Source organism: Pseudarthrobacter sp. H2 (genome assembly GCF_050157045.1).
Taxonomy (GTDB): domain Bacteria; phylum Actinomycetota; class Actinomycetes; order Actinomycetales; family Micrococcaceae; genus Arthrobacter.
The window spans coordinates 1386402-1401175 of record NZ_CP189594.1; the positions used below are offsets into that span (position 1 = coordinate 1386402).

The window sequence follows — 14774 nt, forward strand, 5'->3', positions numbered from 1 at the left end:
ACGAGCACGCGCGGACCCTAGCTAAGCATTAAGCCATGCAGAGTAATATTTCCTCGCCTTGGCCAGCTTCGGGTTGATGATCACCCGGCAGTAGCCCTCGCCCGGGTACTTGGCGTAGAAGTCCTGGTGCATGGCTTCCGCGACGTGGAACACCGGCAGTCGGCTGACCTCGGTCACGATCGGGTCGGCCCAGAGTTGCTGGTTCCGTTCGATCGCCTCCTCGAAAAGGACCTTCTCCTCCGTGGTCTCGTAGAACATCGAGGAGCGGTACTGCGTGCCGACGTCGTAGCCCTGCCGGTTGAGCGTGGTGGGGTCGTGCAGCGCGAAGAACATGTCCAGGATGACCTCGGCCGGGATCACGTCCTCGTCGAATGTCACCGCCACGACCTCCGCATGGCCGGTGGTTCCGGAGCACACGGCGTAGTAGTCGGGGTCACGGTCATGGCCTCCGGTGTAGCCCGAAATGACCGAGCTGACGCCCTTGGTTTTCTGGTAGACGGCGTCGAGGCACCAGAAGCAGCCTCCGCCGAGGACAAAAGTTCTCATGTCCTGTTCAATGGTTGAACTGCCCGGATGATTCCCGGAGCCGCATCCTGGTGCCCGGCGGCTGTGGGGCAGGTCACCGGATAGGGTAAGAATGAGGCATGGAACCTGTGAATACCGACGTTTCAGCTGAGTCCGCCAGAGGCACAGAGGCTGGCACCAACACTGGCACCAACGCTGCCATCGACACTGGCACTGACGCTGCCATCGACACTGGCACCAACACGGACGCCCCCACCGTCGGTACGATCCTGCTCGCCGTCGAGGAACTCTGGCCCGAATCCCTCGCCGAGGAGTGGGACGAGGTCGGCCTCGTCGCAGGGCATCCCTCGGCCGAGGTGACCAGGATCCTCTTCGCCGTCGACCCGACGCTCGAGGTGATCGAGGAAGCCATCGACTTCGGTGCGGAACTGCTGATCAGCCACCATCCCCTGCTGCTGACGGGTGTGACGTCGGTCGCGGCCAACACCGCCAAGGGCAAGGCCGTTCACCGCCTGATCGAGTCGGGAACGGGCCTGCTGACGGTCCACACCAACGGCGACTCCGCCGTCGGCGGCGTGTCCGACGTCCTGGCCGACGCGCTCGGGCTGCAGAACGTGGCACCCCTGACCCCGGCCATGAACGGGCTCCCGGAGGAAGGCATCGGCCGGGTCGGGGACCTGCCGGATGTCCTGACGCTGGGCGACTTCGCGGCCCGGGTCTTCGGCATCCTGCCCGCCGTGGCCGGCGGAGTGCGCGTATCCGGTGACCCGGACGGCCTCATCCGGCGCGTCGCCGTGTGCGGCGGCGCCGGGGATTCCCTCTTCGGCGCGGTCCGGGCGAGCAACGCCGATGTTTACGTGACGGCCGATCTGCGGCACCATCCGGCGTCGGAAGCCCGTGAGGGAGCCGTCAACGGCCGGCCGTACCTGATCGATGTCTCGCACTTCGCCAGCGAGTGGCTGTGGCTGCCCGCGGCGGCCGCGGCCCTCGGCAACGTCCTGTCCGACCAGGGCCATGAGGTGGAGATCCGGGTCAGCAGCACCAACAGCGACCCCTGGGACTTCATTCTGACTCCGGGCGGGGATTAGAGTCTACTAAGCGCCGATAAGGTGCCCGGCCCCGGCCGGAAGGGATCAAGCGGAGGTAACAGTGGCCAAGGCAGCACCGGCGGAACAGTTGAAGTTGCTCGAATTGCAGGGGCTCGATGCGAAGCTCAAGTCCCTGTCCAACCGCCGCGTGGCCCTTGAAAGCGACTCCCGGATCACCGATCTTGAAGCCGCACTCGGTGTTGCGCACAGCGAGCTGGGTGGTGCGAAGATGGCCGTCCACGACGCCGAACTTGAGCTCAAGCGCGCCGAGGCGGACGTGGAGCAGGTGGCGTCCCGGATCGAACGCGACGAGGCGAAGCTCAACAGCGGCACCGGCCTGTCCAAGGACCTGGTTGCCCTGCAGCGTGACCTCGTCTCGCTGAACAAGCGGCGCTCGGACCTCGAGGACGTCGAGCTCGAGGTCCTGGAACGGCTGGATTCGCTCCGGCTGCGGCAGGCGGCCCAGCAGCAGATCGTCGATGACATCCAGGGCTCGTTCGGCGTCATCCGTGCTGAACTGGACGAGGCGCTGGCCGAGATCGCCGCCGAGGCCACCGTGGTCCGGGGACGCCGGGCCGGGTTCGCCGCTGACCTGGAGTCCGGGCTGCTCGCGGTCTATGAGAAGACCCTCGCCCGGCGCGGTGTCGGCGCGGCCCGGTTGTTCCACGGAACCTCGGAAGGCTCCGGCATGCAGCTCAGCCCGGGCGACCTGGCCGAGATCAAGGCCGCGGCCGAGGACGACATCGTGTTCTGCCCGGATTCCGGCTGCATCCTGGTCCGCTCGGCCGAGTGGGTCTAGCCTCTTCCCGCCCCAACTGACTCGCATTAGTTGTCGTTCTGAGGGCTCAAAACGACAACTAATGCGAGCTAGTTGGGCAGGATGATGTTGAGGGTGTGCGGCTTCCGGGCCGTGCCCTCGATGAGCTCCACGGTCCACCTGGCGGCTGCCGCCTTCTGCAGCTGTGCGGGGGTCTGCGGCGCCTTGCCGCGGCGCTGCAGCAGATGGCGTGCCAGCTCACCGCGGGTGTGCTTGGCGAAATGGCTGACCACCTTGCGCACGCCGCCCGCCTCGGTGAAGACATTCACGGCAACAGTCTGCGCCGGCGGGGGAGTCCACGCCGCGGCGTAGGTGCTGGAGCGGCAGTCCACCAGCAGTTCGCCGGCGGTGGCGGCGGCAAGGGCGGCGTTCAGCTGCGGCTTCCAGAAGGGGGCCAGCCGTCCGACGTCGGGCAGTGCGGTGGCCATCGACAGCCGGTAGGCCGGCACCCGGTCCGCGAAGCGGATGGCGCCCCAGAGCGCGGAAACGACCAGCACGGACTCGTCGGCCTTCTTCCGCTGCGCCGCCGTGAGGGAGCCGTAGCCGAGAGCGTCATAGAGTACGCCGGAATACACCTGGTGGGCCGGGGCCGCCGGTTCGGCGTGCAGCCTGGTGTTGCGTTCGACGTCGGCCTTCAGCGACGCGCCGACGCCGAGCAGCGCCAGCGCGTCCTCATGCGCGCTGACCGTCCCGAGGGCCTCCAGAACCCTGGCCCGGTACGTGTTGAGCCCGGGAAAGCTGAGGGAGGTCCAGTCGACGGAGTCGCCGCCGGCAGCGGGGGTCTTGCCCTCGGAGGGCGGCAGCAGAATCAGCACCGTCCGATCTTACCGGCGCCCGGTCAGGCCAGGCGCCCGGTCAGGCCAGGTGCCTGGCCAGGAAGGCAACGACGTCGGGAAGGACCAGCCGCCAATAGCCGTCCTCGTGGCCGCCGGGCTGGAAGCCACCTTCGACGGGGCCGGGGAGGCCGCTGACGTAGTCCTGGACCGTGGCTAGGAGTGCGTCGTCGGTGCCGCAGTCGATCCGTTTGGGCAGCGGTGCCAGCTGCGGCCGGAGCGCGAAGACGTCATTGGCCGCGAAGTCCTCGGGGCTGTCGAAGGCATCCTCCAGGCTGGCGTCGTAGTCGCTCGAGACGGCGGGACTCATGGCGGCGACGGCCCGGAGCCCGGGGATCTTTCCCTGCGAGGCCAACAGCAGCACACCGAAACCGCCCATGGACAGGCCCACAAGGCCGAGGTTGCCGGTGTCGAACCCCTGCCCGGCGAGGAGGGGGATGAACTCGGCGAGCAGCATCGACTGGGTATCGGTACCGTCCGCGCGCGGGTGCCACCACGTGTCGGCACCGTCCACGGCTGCGATGGCGAAGGGCAGTCCGCCCTCGGCGAGGTGCCGCTGCAGGACAGCCTGGGCGCCGAGGACGTCGAAGATGAAACGGTTGCTGCTGCCGGTGCCGTGGAGGAACACCGCCACGGGAAGCTTGTGCTGCCCGGCCCGGCCGTACAGCAGCGGCGCGGCCACCGACCATTCCGTGGCGACGCCGGGCCGGAACTCCGAGACAAAGGACCCGGTCCTGAACTCCAGCTGCGCACCCGTCTCCCCAGGCGCCTCAGGCCCGTCCGGAGCGGCTGCGGGTTCGGCCGACGGCGTCCCGGCCATCCCGTCAGGCTGTTGGGCTGCAGTTGTGGTTGCCGTTCCGGCCTCCGGCCGGCTTTCCGCGGTCGCACACGCGTCCAGCGTGGCGGCGCCCAGCAGCCCGGCTCCGAGCTCCAGTATCCGCCGGCGACCAAGCAACGGCCCTTTCATTGTCTGATCATAGACACCGGGGCCGCCTGGCACACGGGTAGTTCCTACCCGCCGTCCTACGCGGCCTTGATCGGAGTGGCGGAGGCCGACGCCGCTGTCTGGGCCGTCCGGGCCGCCTGGGTCTCGCGCGCGAGGAAGGCGGCGAGCTCTGCAATGGTGCTCATGAGCGGTGCAGGGAAGACGACCGTCGAATTTTTGTCCACCGCGATCTCCACGAGGGACTGAAGATTCCGCAGCTGCAGGGCCAGCGGGTGGGCCATCATGGTGTCCGAGGCGTCGCCGAGGGCGGCAGCGGCGATGGACTCGCCTTCGGCGGCGATGATCTTCGCCCGCTTTTCCCGCTCCGCCTCGGCCTGGCGGGCCATGGCGCGCTTCATGCTCTCGGGCAGCTGGATGTCTTTGAGCTCCACCAGTGTGACCTGGACTCCCCACTCCAGCGTGAGGGCATCCAGGATCTCCCGGATGTCGCTGTTGATGCGCTCGGTTTCGGACAGCGTCTGGTCCAGGCTGTGCCGGCCGACGACTTTCCGCAGCGTGGTCTGGGCGATCTGGTTGATGGCCGCCGCCACGTTCTCGATCGCGACGACCGACTTCACGGCGTCGATCACGCGGTAGTACGCCACGGCGGAAATATCGACGCTGACGTTGTCCTGGGTGATGATGCCCTGCGACTGGATCGGCATGGTCACAATCCGCAGGCTGACGAGCGGGAGCTTGTCGATCACCGGAATGATGAAGCGCAGCCCGGGCAACCTCACCCCGATCACCCTGCCGAGCCGGAAGAGGACGCCCTGCTCATACTGGCGGACGATCCGGATGGACATCCGGGCCAGCGTCAGCAGCAGTACGACGACGACGATGAGGACGACGATGCTGGTGAGGTCCACCGGATCACTTCCCTTGTGCAACCTGAAGCCGGGGACTGTCCTGCCCCGTTCCTGCTTCCATTGTCCCACCAGGGACCCCAAATGGATCCGGTGATGGCGCGCCTCCGGGGACCGTAGAATGGACTGCGGATGGGTTGACCAGGCGGCCGCGCGTCACGCAAGTGGCTCGAGGAACGTCCGGGCTCCGCAGGGCAGGGTGGTGGGTAACGCCCACTCGGGGTAACCCGCAGGACAGTGCCGCAGAGAACAGACCGCCTGCCTGCCGTTGGTGCTTGCACAGGCTGCAGGGCAGGTAAGGGTGAAACGGTGGTGTAAGAGACCACCAGCTTCCCGGGTGACCGGGAAGGCTAGGTAAACCCCACCCGGAGCAAGGCCAGACAGGGCACGTTTGAGGGCTGCCCGCCCGAGTGTCCGGGTAGGCCGCTGGAGGGCGCCGGCAACGGCGTTCGTAGATGGATGGCCGCTACTCCCGCGCCGGTAACGGCGCGGGAACACAGAACCCGGCGTATCGGTCAACCCATCCACCCACCGGCCGCGGCGCCACCTGTGCCTCCACCCGGCCGGGCCTCCGCACGGCGTATGTGAGTGATTTCACGCCGGGCCGTGCACCGGCCACCGCGGCGCCACCCTAGAATGGATCGTGAACGTAGAAGTTCTCCCGCCGGGTCTGCGTTCGCAGCCGGCGGTTTTTCTTTGCACTTCATGCAGGCGCCCGGGGTGGACCGAATCCCCGCCGGCGGCCAGGTTCCCGGACACCCTCCGGCGGCCGACTTCCACATACGCGGACGTATGTGGTGGATTTTAGGAAGGTAGTTCTGTGAGCCAGACATCAGATTCTTGTCTTGATACGTGGATGGGCCGTGAGGCGCTCGCCGAGGCCATGATTCCCCTCATCGGCCGGTTGTACCGCGAGAACAACGTGGTGACTTCCATCCACGGCCGTAGCCTGATCAACAAGTCCACTATGAACATCCTGAAGGCGCACCGTTTCGCCCGCCGGATGAGCCACGAAGAGCTGCGCCTCGAAGAGACCGCACCTCTCCTTGAGGCCCTGACGAAGCTGGAACTGGGCGCGGCAGCCATCGACGTCGCCCGGCTCACCGAGAAGTACCGGGCGGAAGGCAACGGCGCCACGCTGGATGAATTCCTCCGCGAGGAACTCGCCGAGGTCGTGGGCAAGCGCGGCGGCGACGACCGCACCGGCACCGACGTCGTCCTGTACGGCTTCGGACGCATTGGCCGGCTCCTGGCCCGCCTCCTGATCGAAAAGGCCGGCGGCGGCCACGGCCTGCGGCTCCGCGCCATCGTGGTCCGGCGCGGCTCGGACAACGACCTGACCAAGCGCGCCAGCCTGCTGCGCCGCGACTCCGTCCACGGACCCTTCGAGGGCACCATCAAGGTGGACCTCGAGAACGACACCATCACCGCCAACGGTGTCCAGATCCAGGTCATCTACTCGGACAACCCCGCCACCGTGGACTACACCGCCTACGGCATCCACGACGCGCTGATCGTCGACAACACGGGTCGCTGGCGCGACGCCGAGGGACTGTCCCAGCACCTGCAGAGCAAGGGCGCCTCCCGTGTGCTGCTCACCGCTCCGGGCAAGGGCGACCTGAAGAACATCGTGCACGGCATCAACCACGGTGCGATCACCGACTCCGACAAGATCGTCACCGCGGCCTCCTGCACCACCAACGCCATCACCCCCGTGCTGAAGGCGATCAACGACCGCTACGGCGTCGTGCACGGCCACGTGGAGACGGTCCACTCCTTCACCAACGACCAGAACCTGATCGACAACTTCCACAAGGGTGAACGCCGCGGACGCTCGGCCGCCCTGAACATGGTCATCACCGAGACGGGTGCCGCCAAGGCCGTGGCCAAGGCCCTGCCGGAACTCCAGGGCAAGCTCACGGGCAACGCCATCCGCGTCCCCACCCCGGACGTCTCCATGGCCATCCTGAACCTGAGCCTCGAGAACGGCACGAGCAAGGACGAGGTCAACGACTACCTGCGGGAAATGTCGCTGCACTCGGAGCTGCGCAAGCAGATCGATTACATCGATTCGCCCGAGGTTGTCTCCACGGACTTCGTCGGCTCCCGCCGGGCAGGCATCGTTGACGGCCTTGCCACCATCTCCAGCGACAAGAACCTCGTGCTGTACGTCTGGTACGACAACGAGTTCGGCTACAGCTGCCAGGTGGTCCGCGTCATGGAGGAAATAGCCGGCGTGAACCCGCCGTCCTTCCCCGCAAAGGACGCGGCCTCGATCCTGGTCGCCGCGGGCCTGGCCGCCGACGCCTGATTACCGACGCCTGATTGCCGGGCCTGCAGGCTCCGGTAGCGGCAGCCTCACCGCACGTCCCTGACCGGGACTTATTTACCCTTTCCCGGCCGATGCTCTGGAATCGGCCGGGAAAGGGAACCACAATGGAGCCATGGAACAGAACCCGGCTGTGGAGCACGAAACCACCCTCGAACACGCGCTGGACGTCGCGCGGCGGAACGCGAAGGAAGCCAAGCGCCTCCTCGACGATGCCCTCGCCAAGCGTGACGCCGGCGAGATCGACGACGCCAGGGTCAACCAGCTGCGGGAGCTGCTGGACATCGCCAACGAAGACCTGGGGCGCGTGACCAGAGAGCAGTAGCTCCGCCAGCTGTCCCCCACAGTGTGGATAACACCGTCAGTGTCGCAGCCTTGGCCTAGGCTTTGGGGGTGCAGCAGGAAATAGCCCACCGGACAGCTTCATGAGCGTTACCTGGACCGAGTTCCGGCGCGCCCGCAGGCGCTCCGGCCAGGCCTGGGCCCTGCTGGCCATGGCATTCGTCGTCGTGGCCGGAAGACAGACCGTTGAGCAGCCTTCAAATGGGGACAGAAGGCCTCGGCTGGTTCTTCACCGCCGGCCAGTTCGCCGCGGCGGAACCCGAGGCCACGGGCCCCGCCGACGCCCCCGTGCTGGCCGCCGGCTGGATGAGGGCCGTGGCCCCCGTCCGTGCGGTGCCGCGGGGATCCGCAACGGCCGCGCTGGAAACCCTCGCGGTCAAGGGCCGTGCCGGCCAGGACAACTATGATCGCAGCGCGTTCGGCCAGGCCTGGCTGGACGTGGACCGCAACGGCTGCGACACGCGCAACGACATCCTCCGCCGGGACCTGTCGGACGCCGAATTTGCCGACGGTTCGCGCTGCCGGGTGGCCGCAGGGACGTTCCGGGAACCGTACACCGGCCGCGGAATCGTCTTCCGCAGGGGAGCGGAGAGCAGCAAGGACGTGCAGATCGACCACGTCGTGGCCCTCGGCGACGCCTGGCAGAAAGGCGCGCAGCAGCTCACGGCGGAGCAGCGCCAGCACCTGGCCAACGATCCTTTGAACCTGATCGCAGTGGACGGCCCTGCAAACCAGGACAAGAGCGCGTCCGACGCCGCCACCTGGCTGCCGCCGAACAAGGCCATCCGCTGCCACTATGTGGCCCGGCAGATCTCCGTCAAGGCGGCGTACCGGCTGTGGGTGACCCCGGCGGAGAAGGAAGCGATGAAGCGGGTCCTGGGTTCCTGCCCGCAGCAGCAGACCATTGTTCCCTGAGCCTGTCCCATAGCCAGGCACCTCCCCGATGCCCGGGTTTATTGACACCGGGGATGCCGGGGTCTAGGACTGGGCGTGTCAGGTACAAGCCCACGAATCTAGGAGCAGACATGGCTTCCACCGCATACGGAGTTGTGCATTTTTTCCCGGGGGGAACCAAGGAGCAGTACGAGGCGTCAATCGCCGCGGTCCATCCTGGCGAAGGCCGCCTGCCGGAGGGCCAGGCCTTCCACGCCGCAGGCGCTTCCGCCGGGGGCTGGACGATCATGGCGGTCCACGACTCGAAGGAGAGCTGGGAGAAATTCAGCAACGAGATCCTCCTGCCCAGGATGCAGGCGGGCATCGAGGGCGGGTTTACCTCCCAGCCGGAAGAGACCGTCATCGACCTGTACAAGGTGATGCCATAGGCCGGGGAGCACGCCACGCGCTTCTAGACAACCAGCGTGATCGGACCCGCCGTCGCCGGGCCGCCGCACTGCTCGCTGCCGCCGACCCGGGTCCAGCCCAGCTCCACGTCGCGCTCGGCCAGGACGGCTCCGTCAGCCGAAAGTGCGCGGACCCTGACCCTTTCCGGCGACCTCATCAGCAGGCTGACCGTCCACGTCCGGTCGTCGACCCGCGCAGCGTAGTACGGGTTGAACGACGGCGCGGACGTTGCGGGAGCCGGCATGGCACCCGGGCTGACGGAAGTCACCGGAAAGGTCGCCGGACCGTCCGAGCGAATCGAGCAGACATCGTCCGCGCAAAGCTCGACGAGGCTCACGGCCTCAACGCGGCCGTCCAGCGTCACCGTGACGGAGTTCATCCACGCGAGGGCCGGGCATGCGATCGGTGCGGAGCAGCCCGCCGTTCCCCCAGCGAGCAGCAGCGCAATCGCCAGACCTGCCAGTTTCCGCTTCATGGGCACCATCATGACATCCCGCCTCGACCCGGAGGTCCTCCGCCGGCAGTCTGACGCGGAGTTTCCCCACTCATGCCTATCCGGTTAACTCAGCTCTTGCGGTGTTGGCCCGGGCTGACCGCCTGGATCGTGCTGATCGTCCATGTCTTCGGGGCCCGGAGCGAGTTCCCCTTCTACAACTCCGCCCGTTCCGGCAACTGGTATGACTTCGGCTTCCTTCTGGGCATGGGTTCGCCCCTGCCGGGCGGCCTGGGATTCGGGTCCCGGCGCTGAGCCGGATCGGCGTGCGCTGAAAATCCTCGGCTTTGGCATCGCAGCCACCGAAATCCCCGCTGGTGCCGGTGGCCGCGGTCCGGGGCGACTTTGAAGCCCCCAGCCACGGAATCCCGGCCAGGCGACGGCGTGTCGGCGCCAAGGTCCCCCCGGACCGCGGGGAGCAGACCTGCGGACGGACGGGTGTGCGCTGAAATTCCCCGGCTTTGGCTTCGCGGGCCCGGAAATCCCCCGTGATTCCGTGGAACACGCCGGACCGGCCCTTCAAAGGCGGGGAGAATCCGTCCACCCCCACCCCGGCGGCCCGGCGGTCAGTGCCCGAACGGGTCCGGATCCACGCCCGGCATCCAGGTCAGCCCCGGGACGCCCCAGCCGCTGTTCCTGGCCTGCTTCTTGGCCTTGCGGGCGTAGCGGTCGATGAGCCGGTTGATGTAGAGCTTGCCGTCCAGATGGTCGTACTCGTGCTGGATCACGCGGGCGAACCAGTCGGTCGCCTCGAAGTCCACCGGCTGGCCGTAGCCGTCAAAGCCCTGCACCCGGGCCCATTCGGCACGCTTGAGCGGGTACTGCCCGCCGGGGAAGGACAGGCACCCTTCCACTTCCTCGTCCGGGTCCGGCAGCGCGCCGGAGATCTTGGTCAGGGTCAGGACCGGGTTGACGACGGCGCCGGCGGGCGGGGCGCCGTCGTCGTTCTCGTACTTGTAGATGAAAAGCCGCTTGCCCACCCCGACCTGGGGCGCGGCCAGGCCGACGCCGTTGGCGGCGTCGTTGGTCTCGAACATGTCCGCGATCAGGGTGCGCAGTTCGTCGTCGAAGACTTCGACTTCGGCGGCCCGGCGGTGCAGCACGGGCTCGCCCCAGATCGTGATGGGCAAAACTGTCATATCAGTTGGTTCCTCGGGTGCTGTCGGCAGCTTGTTTTGTGGCGGTCAGCCGGCGATGGTGCGGCCGACGACGTCGCGCATGATTTCGTTGGTGCCGCCGAAGATGGTGAGGAGCCGGGCGGCGAGGTAGGCCTGGGCCACCGGGTATTCCATGATGTAGCCGTAGCCGCCGTGCAGCTGGAGGCAGCGGTCCGTCACCGATTTGGCCCGCTCGGAGGCCCACAGCTTGGCGCGGGCGGCGGCGGCGGCGTCGAGTTCGCCGGTGTTGAAGGCAAGGATTGCCTGGTCCACGTAGGCCTCGGTGACCTCGACCTCGGTGAGGATGTCGGCGAGTTCAAAGCGGCTGTTCTGGAAGTCGATGATCCGCTCACCGAAGGCGTTGCGCTCCTTCGTGTAGCGCACGGTCGCCTCGTAGACGGCGCGGACGACGGCGGAGCTCGCCACGGCGATCGCCAGGCGGCCCTGCGGGAGCTGTTCGGCCGCGTACTGCAGGCCCCTGCCTTCCTCGCCCACCAGATCGGCGTGCGGGACGCGGACGTTGTCGAAGAACAGTTCGGCGGTGTCGGAGGCCTTCAGGCCCATCTTGTCCAGCTGCTTGCCGGTGTTGTACCCCTCGCCCTTCTGCACCATGAACAGCGAGAAGGAGTCGTGGCTGCCGCGGCCGGTGCCGCCGTCGGTGCGGGCCAGGACCAGGGAGGCGTCCCCGGAGATGCCGTTGCCGATGAAGGTCTTCTGGCCGCTGATCAGCCAGTCGCCGCCGTCGCGCACGGCCTTGGTCCGGATGCCGCGCAGGTCCGAGCCGGCGCCGGGTTCGGTCCAGGCGACGGAGGTGACCTTCTCCCCGGAGACCATGCCCGGCAGCCACCGGGACTTGAGATCGTCGGAGCCGTAGGCCAGCAGGTGGGGGAGGACCAGGTCGTCGTGCAGGTGGAAGGCGAGGCCGACGGCGAGGTGGTTGCTCCTGGCGAATTCCTCGTCCAGCACGGCGCGGAAGCGGTAGTCGTCCATTCCCATGCCGCCGAACTCCTCGGGAACGGCCAGGCCCAGCAGGCCCTGCTCGCCGGCCGCGGTCCACAGCTCCCGGGACATCATGTGGTCCGTGTCCCACTGGGCGTAATGCGGGGCGACCGCGCGCGCGTTGAACTCGGTGGCGACACCACGGAACATCTCGTGGTCTTCTTCAAAGAGCCTGCGCTGCATGGCGGTTCCTTCCATTGACGGCTCCCGGACGGCTCCCGGACGGGAACACCGGGAGACGGCGGACACTGGACAGACAACAAAGGCCGCACCGGATATCCGGTACGGCCTTCGTGCAAGGTCGGACAATCACTGCCGTCCTTCATGAGGGTGAGCGACGGGGGTTGAACCCGCGACCTCCTGGACCACAACCAGGCGCTCTGCCAACTGAGCTACGCCCACCATGTGCCTCGGCATGCCCTCCGGCGGACCGGCTGGCTGGAAAGGCAACGACAAATAGCTTACCTGTTGTTCGGGGGTGGTTTTGCCACTTTTGGGAAATTCGCCAAAATTTCCGCAAAACGTGGTGCAGATCACGTTCCCGGGCGGCCCGGGATTACTCGGCGGGATTACTCGGCGGGAGCCTGGGCGGGCGCCGCGGCGGCCTCGGCCGGTGCTTGCACGGCGCCCATGACCTGCTTCGCGATCCGCTGCGCCGTGGCGCTGTCCGGTCCGGGGGCGGGGACAAAGACCGCCTCGCGGTAGTAGCGGAGTTCGTCGATGGAATCCCTGATGTCGCCGAGGGCGCGGTGGCCGCCAAGCTTGGCGGGGGACTGGAAGTAGGCGCGGGCGAACCAGCGCCGGGAGAGTTCCTTGATGGTGCTCACATCGATGACGCGGTAGTGCAGGTGCTCCACGATCTCGGGCATGTCACGGAAGAGGAAGACCCGGTCCGTTCCCACCGAGTTGCCGCCCAGCGGCGCCTTCCTGGCCTCGGGCACCCATTTCTTGATGTACTCCAGCACGGTCGCCTGCGCTTCGGCCATGGTCTTGCCCTGCGGAAGCTCCGCGAGCAGCCCGGACCTGGTGTGCATGTCGCGGACGAAGTCGTTCATCTGGGCCAGCGCGGCGTCGTCCGGCTTGATGACGACGTCGACGCCGTCCCCTAAAATATTAAGTTCCGAGTCCGTCACCAGGGCAGCGACCTCGATGAGGGCGTCGTTCACGGTGTCCAGGCCGGTCATTTCGCAGTCGATCCAGACGATGCGTTCATTAGATATAGGCACCAGCACAGCCTACCGTTTCGGCGCCCGGGAGCCGCCCGGTGCTAGGATTTCGGGTACGCGGCCGTCGGAATTTTTCGTCATCGCTGCATGCCCCGGGCCCGATCCGTCGGCCTGCTGAGGGCGGAACATGCCCCACAACAGATTGGACGATCCTGACATGACGGCGCCTGTGCCTGCGGCGGCGACGACGGCTGCCGGTACGTCCCCAACAGCTGTTGGTGCCGGACCGGCAGCAGCTCCTGCCGAGGTGGACAACGCACGTTCCCCCATCCTGTGGGGGTTCCTGGGGTCACTGTTCATGGCGATCGGATCGCTCGGCGTCGGCTGGCTTGCCCCGGTGTCCGAACTCCGCCGGGTTCCCCTCTTCATCTGGATGCGCACCGAAGCCGTCGGCGTGGCCCTGTGCATCGTGCTGCTGGCCGTCGGCGGCATGCTGCTGGTCCGGGCCTGGCTGCGGCTGGGCCAACGGGTGCGCGTCTGGGGCGCGGACGCCCGCAAAGCCACGCTCCAGGCCGTGGTGGCCTGGGGTCTGCCGCTGATGTTCTCCGTTCCGCTGTTCAGCCGGGACGTCTATGCCTACATCGGCCAGGGCCGCCTGATGGTTGAAGGCTTCAACCCGTACGAACACGGCATCTCCGCGCTGTCCAACTACTTCCAGCTCGGCGCCGACAAGATGTGGACCGAGGCGCCCGTCCCGTACGGCCAGCTCTTCCTCTGGATCGAACAGCTCGTGGTCTGGTCCACCAACGTGCACCCGGAAGCCAGCATCATGCTGTTCCGCCTCGCCGCGCTGGCCGGCATCGTGCTCTGCGTGATCTACGTGCCCAAGCTCGCCGAACTCCATGGCGTCAACCCGCACCGGGCCTTGTGGCTGACCGCCGCCAACCCGCTGTTCCTCACCAACTTCATCGCCAGCGTCCACAACGACGCCCTCATGATCGGCCTGGCCCTGGCCGGCCTCTACTACTGCGCGACCCGGCGGGTCATCCTCGGCATCGTGCTGGTCACGCTGTCCATCTCGGTCAAGCCCATCACGATCGTGTTCCTGCCGTTCATCGGCCTGCTGTGGGCAGGCAAGAACGCCGGCTGGCCGCGGAAGATCCTCTTCTGGGGACTCACCGCCGGGATCAGCCTGGCGCTGCTGTACGCCATGAGCCGGGTCAACGGCTTCGGCTTCGGCTGGATCAACGGGCTCTCCGCCCCGGGCAGCATCTGGATCTGGTACGCGCCCGTCGGCCTGCTCGGCCTGGTGGTCGCCTCCATCTCCAACGCCTTCGGACTCGACGGCTGGGGACTGGCCAAATGGGTGTACGACGCCGGCAAGCTGCTCGCCGTCGGGATCGTCGCCTGGCAGATCTTCCGCGGTGACCACGACCGGCTCATGCGCCGCCTCACCCTGGCGTTCGCCGCCGTCGTGCTCCTGGCCCCGATGATCCAGTCCTGGTACATCGTCTGGCTCATTCCGCTGTTTGCCGTCACGGGCATCCGGGACGACTGGCAGGTCAAGGCGCTCTACTTCATCGTGTCCTTCTTCATGGTGTACGCGATCTCGGACCAGCTGGACGTGTTCCCGTACCTCCAGACGGCCGACCTTGGCCTGGCCCTCGCCCTGGCCCGCAACGCCGCCGCCATCATCGCCCTGCTGTTCGCCCTGTACCTGATTTTCCTGGATCCGCGGACCAAGCTGCTGTTCAGCAAGTCGGACGAACCGGTCACCACCCGCCCGGTCATCTGAGCCGCCGGCGCCGGTTTTTTGGGCGGTCCTTTGGCCGG

General features: G+C 67.3%; 15 protein-coding genes, 1 tRNA gene, 1 other RNA gene and 1 pseudogene. 9 read left to right on the top strand and 9 right to left on the bottom strand.

What is annotated here, in order from left to right; genetic code table 11:
* Positions 1 to 21: 21 nt before the first annotated feature.
* Positions 22 to 546, bottom strand: a complete 525-nt coding sequence (msrA, locus tag ACQCSZ_RS06570) for a peptide-methionine (S)-S-oxide reductase MsrA (protein ID WP_211878798.1) — start codon at positions 544 to 546, stop codon at positions 22 to 24.
* Between the two features lie 98 nt (positions 547 to 644).
* Here msrA and ACQCSZ_RS06575 point away from each other — a divergent pair, with 98 nt between their 5' ends.
* Together ACQCSZ_RS06575 and ACQCSZ_RS06580 are read left to right on the top strand one after the other, a co-directional pair.
* A complete protein-coding gene (locus ACQCSZ_RS06575; RefSeq protein WP_427007249.1) occupies positions 645 to 1613 on the top strand; it encodes a Nif3-like dinuclear metal center hexameric protein in 969 nt (322 codons plus the stop codon).
* Between the two features lie 61 nt (positions 1614 to 1674).
* Positions 1675 to 2412, top strand: a complete 738-nt coding sequence (locus ACQCSZ_RS06580; RefSeq protein WP_427007250.1) for a zinc ribbon domain-containing protein — start codon at positions 1675 to 1677, stop codon at positions 2410 to 2412.
* Between the two features lie 68 nt (positions 2413 to 2480).
* On the opposite strand, the gene ACQCSZ_RS06585 is transcribed toward ACQCSZ_RS06580, so the two are convergent.
* From ACQCSZ_RS06585 to ACQCSZ_RS06595, 3 genes are read right to left on the bottom strand one after another with little or no spacing between them, the layout of a single operon-like run.
* Positions 2481 to 3245 carry a YaaA family protein gene (locus ACQCSZ_RS06585; RefSeq protein WP_427007251.1) on the bottom strand — a complete coding sequence of 255 codons (765 nt, stop codon included), beginning with the start codon at positions 3243 to 3245 and terminating at the stop codon, positions 2481 to 2483.
* Between the two features lie 40 nt (positions 3246 to 3285).
* Positions 3286 to 4230 (bottom strand): alpha/beta hydrolase, encoded by a 945-nt coding sequence (locus tag ACQCSZ_RS06590; protein WP_427007252.1) that lies wholly within the window; start codon positions 4228 to 4230, stop codon positions 3286 to 3288.
* Between the two features lie 56 nt (positions 4231 to 4286).
* Positions 4287 to 5117, bottom strand: coding sequence for a slipin family protein (locus tag ACQCSZ_RS06595; RefSeq protein ID WP_427007253.1), 831 nt, complete (start codon positions 5115 to 5117; stop codon positions 4287 to 4289).
* 130 nt (positions 5118 to 5247) lie between these two features.
* Here ACQCSZ_RS06595 and rnpB point away from each other — a divergent pair.
* The 5 genes and pseudogenes from rnpB to ACQCSZ_RS06620 all read left to right on the top strand — a co-directional run bounded on the left by rnpB (position 5248) and on the right by ACQCSZ_RS06620 (position 9107).
* Positions 5248 to 5641, top strand: an RNA gene (gene rnpB, locus ACQCSZ_RS06600) — RNase P RNA component class A.
* Between the two features lie 293 nt (positions 5642 to 5934).
* Complete coding sequence (locus ACQCSZ_RS06605) at positions 5935 to 7425, top strand: glyceraldehyde-3-phosphate dehydrogenase (RefSeq protein ID WP_427007254.1); 1491 nt, start codon at positions 5935 to 5937, stop codon at positions 7423 to 7425.
* A gap of 133 nt (positions 7426 to 7558) precedes the next feature.
* Entirely contained in the window at positions 7559 to 7768 is a 210-nt protein-coding gene (locus ACQCSZ_RS06610; RefSeq protein ID WP_427007255.1) for a hypothetical protein, read from the top strand.
* A gap of 100 nt (positions 7769 to 7868) precedes the next feature.
* Positions 7869 to 8700, top strand: a pseudogene (locus tag ACQCSZ_RS06615) (HNH endonuclease family protein).
* 110 nt (positions 8701 to 8810) lie between these two features.
* Complete coding sequence (locus tag ACQCSZ_RS06620; RefSeq protein ID WP_427007256.1) at positions 8811 to 9107, top strand: hypothetical protein; 297 nt, start codon at positions 8811 to 8813, stop codon at positions 9105 to 9107.
* A 23-nt stretch (positions 9108 to 9130) separates the two neighbouring features.
* On the opposite strand, the gene ACQCSZ_RS06625 is transcribed toward ACQCSZ_RS06620, so the two are convergent.
* Positions 9131 to 9601 (bottom strand): hypothetical protein, encoded by a 471-nt coding sequence (locus ACQCSZ_RS06625; RefSeq protein ID WP_427007257.1) that lies wholly within the window; start codon positions 9599 to 9601, stop codon positions 9131 to 9133.
* A gap of 129 nt (positions 9602 to 9730) precedes the next feature.
* On the opposite strand from ACQCSZ_RS06625, the gene ACQCSZ_RS06630 reads away from it, so the two are divergent.
* Positions 9731 to 9874: a hypothetical protein gene (locus ACQCSZ_RS06630; protein WP_427007258.1), complete on the top strand. Its 144-nt coding sequence runs from the start codon at positions 9731 to 9733 to the stop codon at positions 9872 to 9874.
* A gap of 311 nt (positions 9875 to 10185) precedes the next feature.
* Here the strand turns inward: ACQCSZ_RS06630 and def are convergent, their stop codons facing one another.
* The 4 genes from def to orn form a co-directional block, all read right to left on the bottom strand.
* Positions 10186 to 10758, bottom strand: coding sequence for a peptide deformylase (gene def / locus ACQCSZ_RS06635; RefSeq protein ID WP_427007259.1), 573 nt, complete (start codon positions 10756 to 10758; stop codon positions 10186 to 10188).
* 45 nt (positions 10759 to 10803) lie between these two features.
* Complete coding sequence (locus ACQCSZ_RS06640) at positions 10804 to 11958, bottom strand: acyl-CoA dehydrogenase family protein (RefSeq protein ID WP_427008266.1); 1155 nt, start codon at positions 11956 to 11958, stop codon at positions 10804 to 10806.
* A gap of 146 nt (positions 11959 to 12104) precedes the next feature.
* Positions 12105 to 12177, bottom strand: a tRNA-His gene (locus ACQCSZ_RS06645).
* A gap of 167 nt (positions 12178 to 12344) precedes the next feature.
* A complete protein-coding gene (gene orn, locus ACQCSZ_RS06650; RefSeq protein WP_427007260.1) occupies positions 12345 to 13001 on the bottom strand; it encodes an oligoribonuclease in 657 nt (218 codons plus the stop codon).
* Positions 13002 to 13158: 157 nt separating this feature from the next.
* Here orn and mptB point away from each other — a divergent pair, with 157 nt between their 5' ends.
* Positions 13159 to 14736: a polyprenol phosphomannose-dependent alpha 1,6 mannosyltransferase MptB gene (mptB, locus tag ACQCSZ_RS06655; RefSeq protein WP_427007261.1), complete on the top strand. Its 1578-nt coding sequence runs from the start codon at positions 13159 to 13161 to the stop codon at positions 14734 to 14736.
* Positions 14737 to 14774 lie beyond the last annotated feature (38 nt).

What these genes read in the sequence shown, in the direction of transcription:
- ACQCSZ_RS06620 (WP_427007256.1), top strand. Translation starts at nt 8,811, where the DNA reads ATGGCTTCCACCGCATACGGAGTTGTGCATTTTTTCCCGGGGGGAACC.
- def (WP_427007259.1), bottom strand. Translation starts at nt 10,758, where the DNA reads ATGACAGTTTTGCCCATCACGATCTGGGGCGAGCCCGTGCTGCACCGC.
- ACQCSZ_RS06610 (WP_427007255.1), top strand. Translation starts at nt 7,559, where the DNA reads ATGGAACAGAACCCGGCTGTGGAGCACGAAACCACCCTCGAACACGCG.
- ACQCSZ_RS06590 (WP_427007252.1), bottom strand. Translation starts at nt 4,230, where the DNA reads ATGAAAGGGCCGTTGCTTGGTCGCCGGCGGATACTGGAGCTCGGAGCC.
- msrA (WP_211878798.1), bottom strand. Translation starts at nt 546, where the DNA reads ATGAGAACTTTTGTCCTCGGCGGAGGCTGCTTCTGGTGCCTCGACGCC.
- mptB (WP_427007261.1), top strand. Translation starts at nt 13,159, where the DNA reads ATGACGGCGCCTGTGCCTGCGGCGGCGACGACGGCTGCCGGTACGTCC.
- ACQCSZ_RS06575 (WP_427007249.1), top strand. Translation starts at nt 645, where the DNA reads ATGGAACCTGTGAATACCGACGTTTCAGCTGAGTCCGCCAGAGGCACA.
- ACQCSZ_RS06625 (WP_427007257.1), bottom strand. Translation starts at nt 9,601, where the DNA reads ATGAAGCGGAAACTGGCAGGTCTGGCGATTGCGCTGCTGCTCGCTGGG.
- ACQCSZ_RS06640 (WP_427008266.1), bottom strand. Translation starts at nt 11,958, where the DNA reads ATGCAGCGCAGGCTCTTTGAAGAAGACCACGAGATGTTCCGTGGTGTC.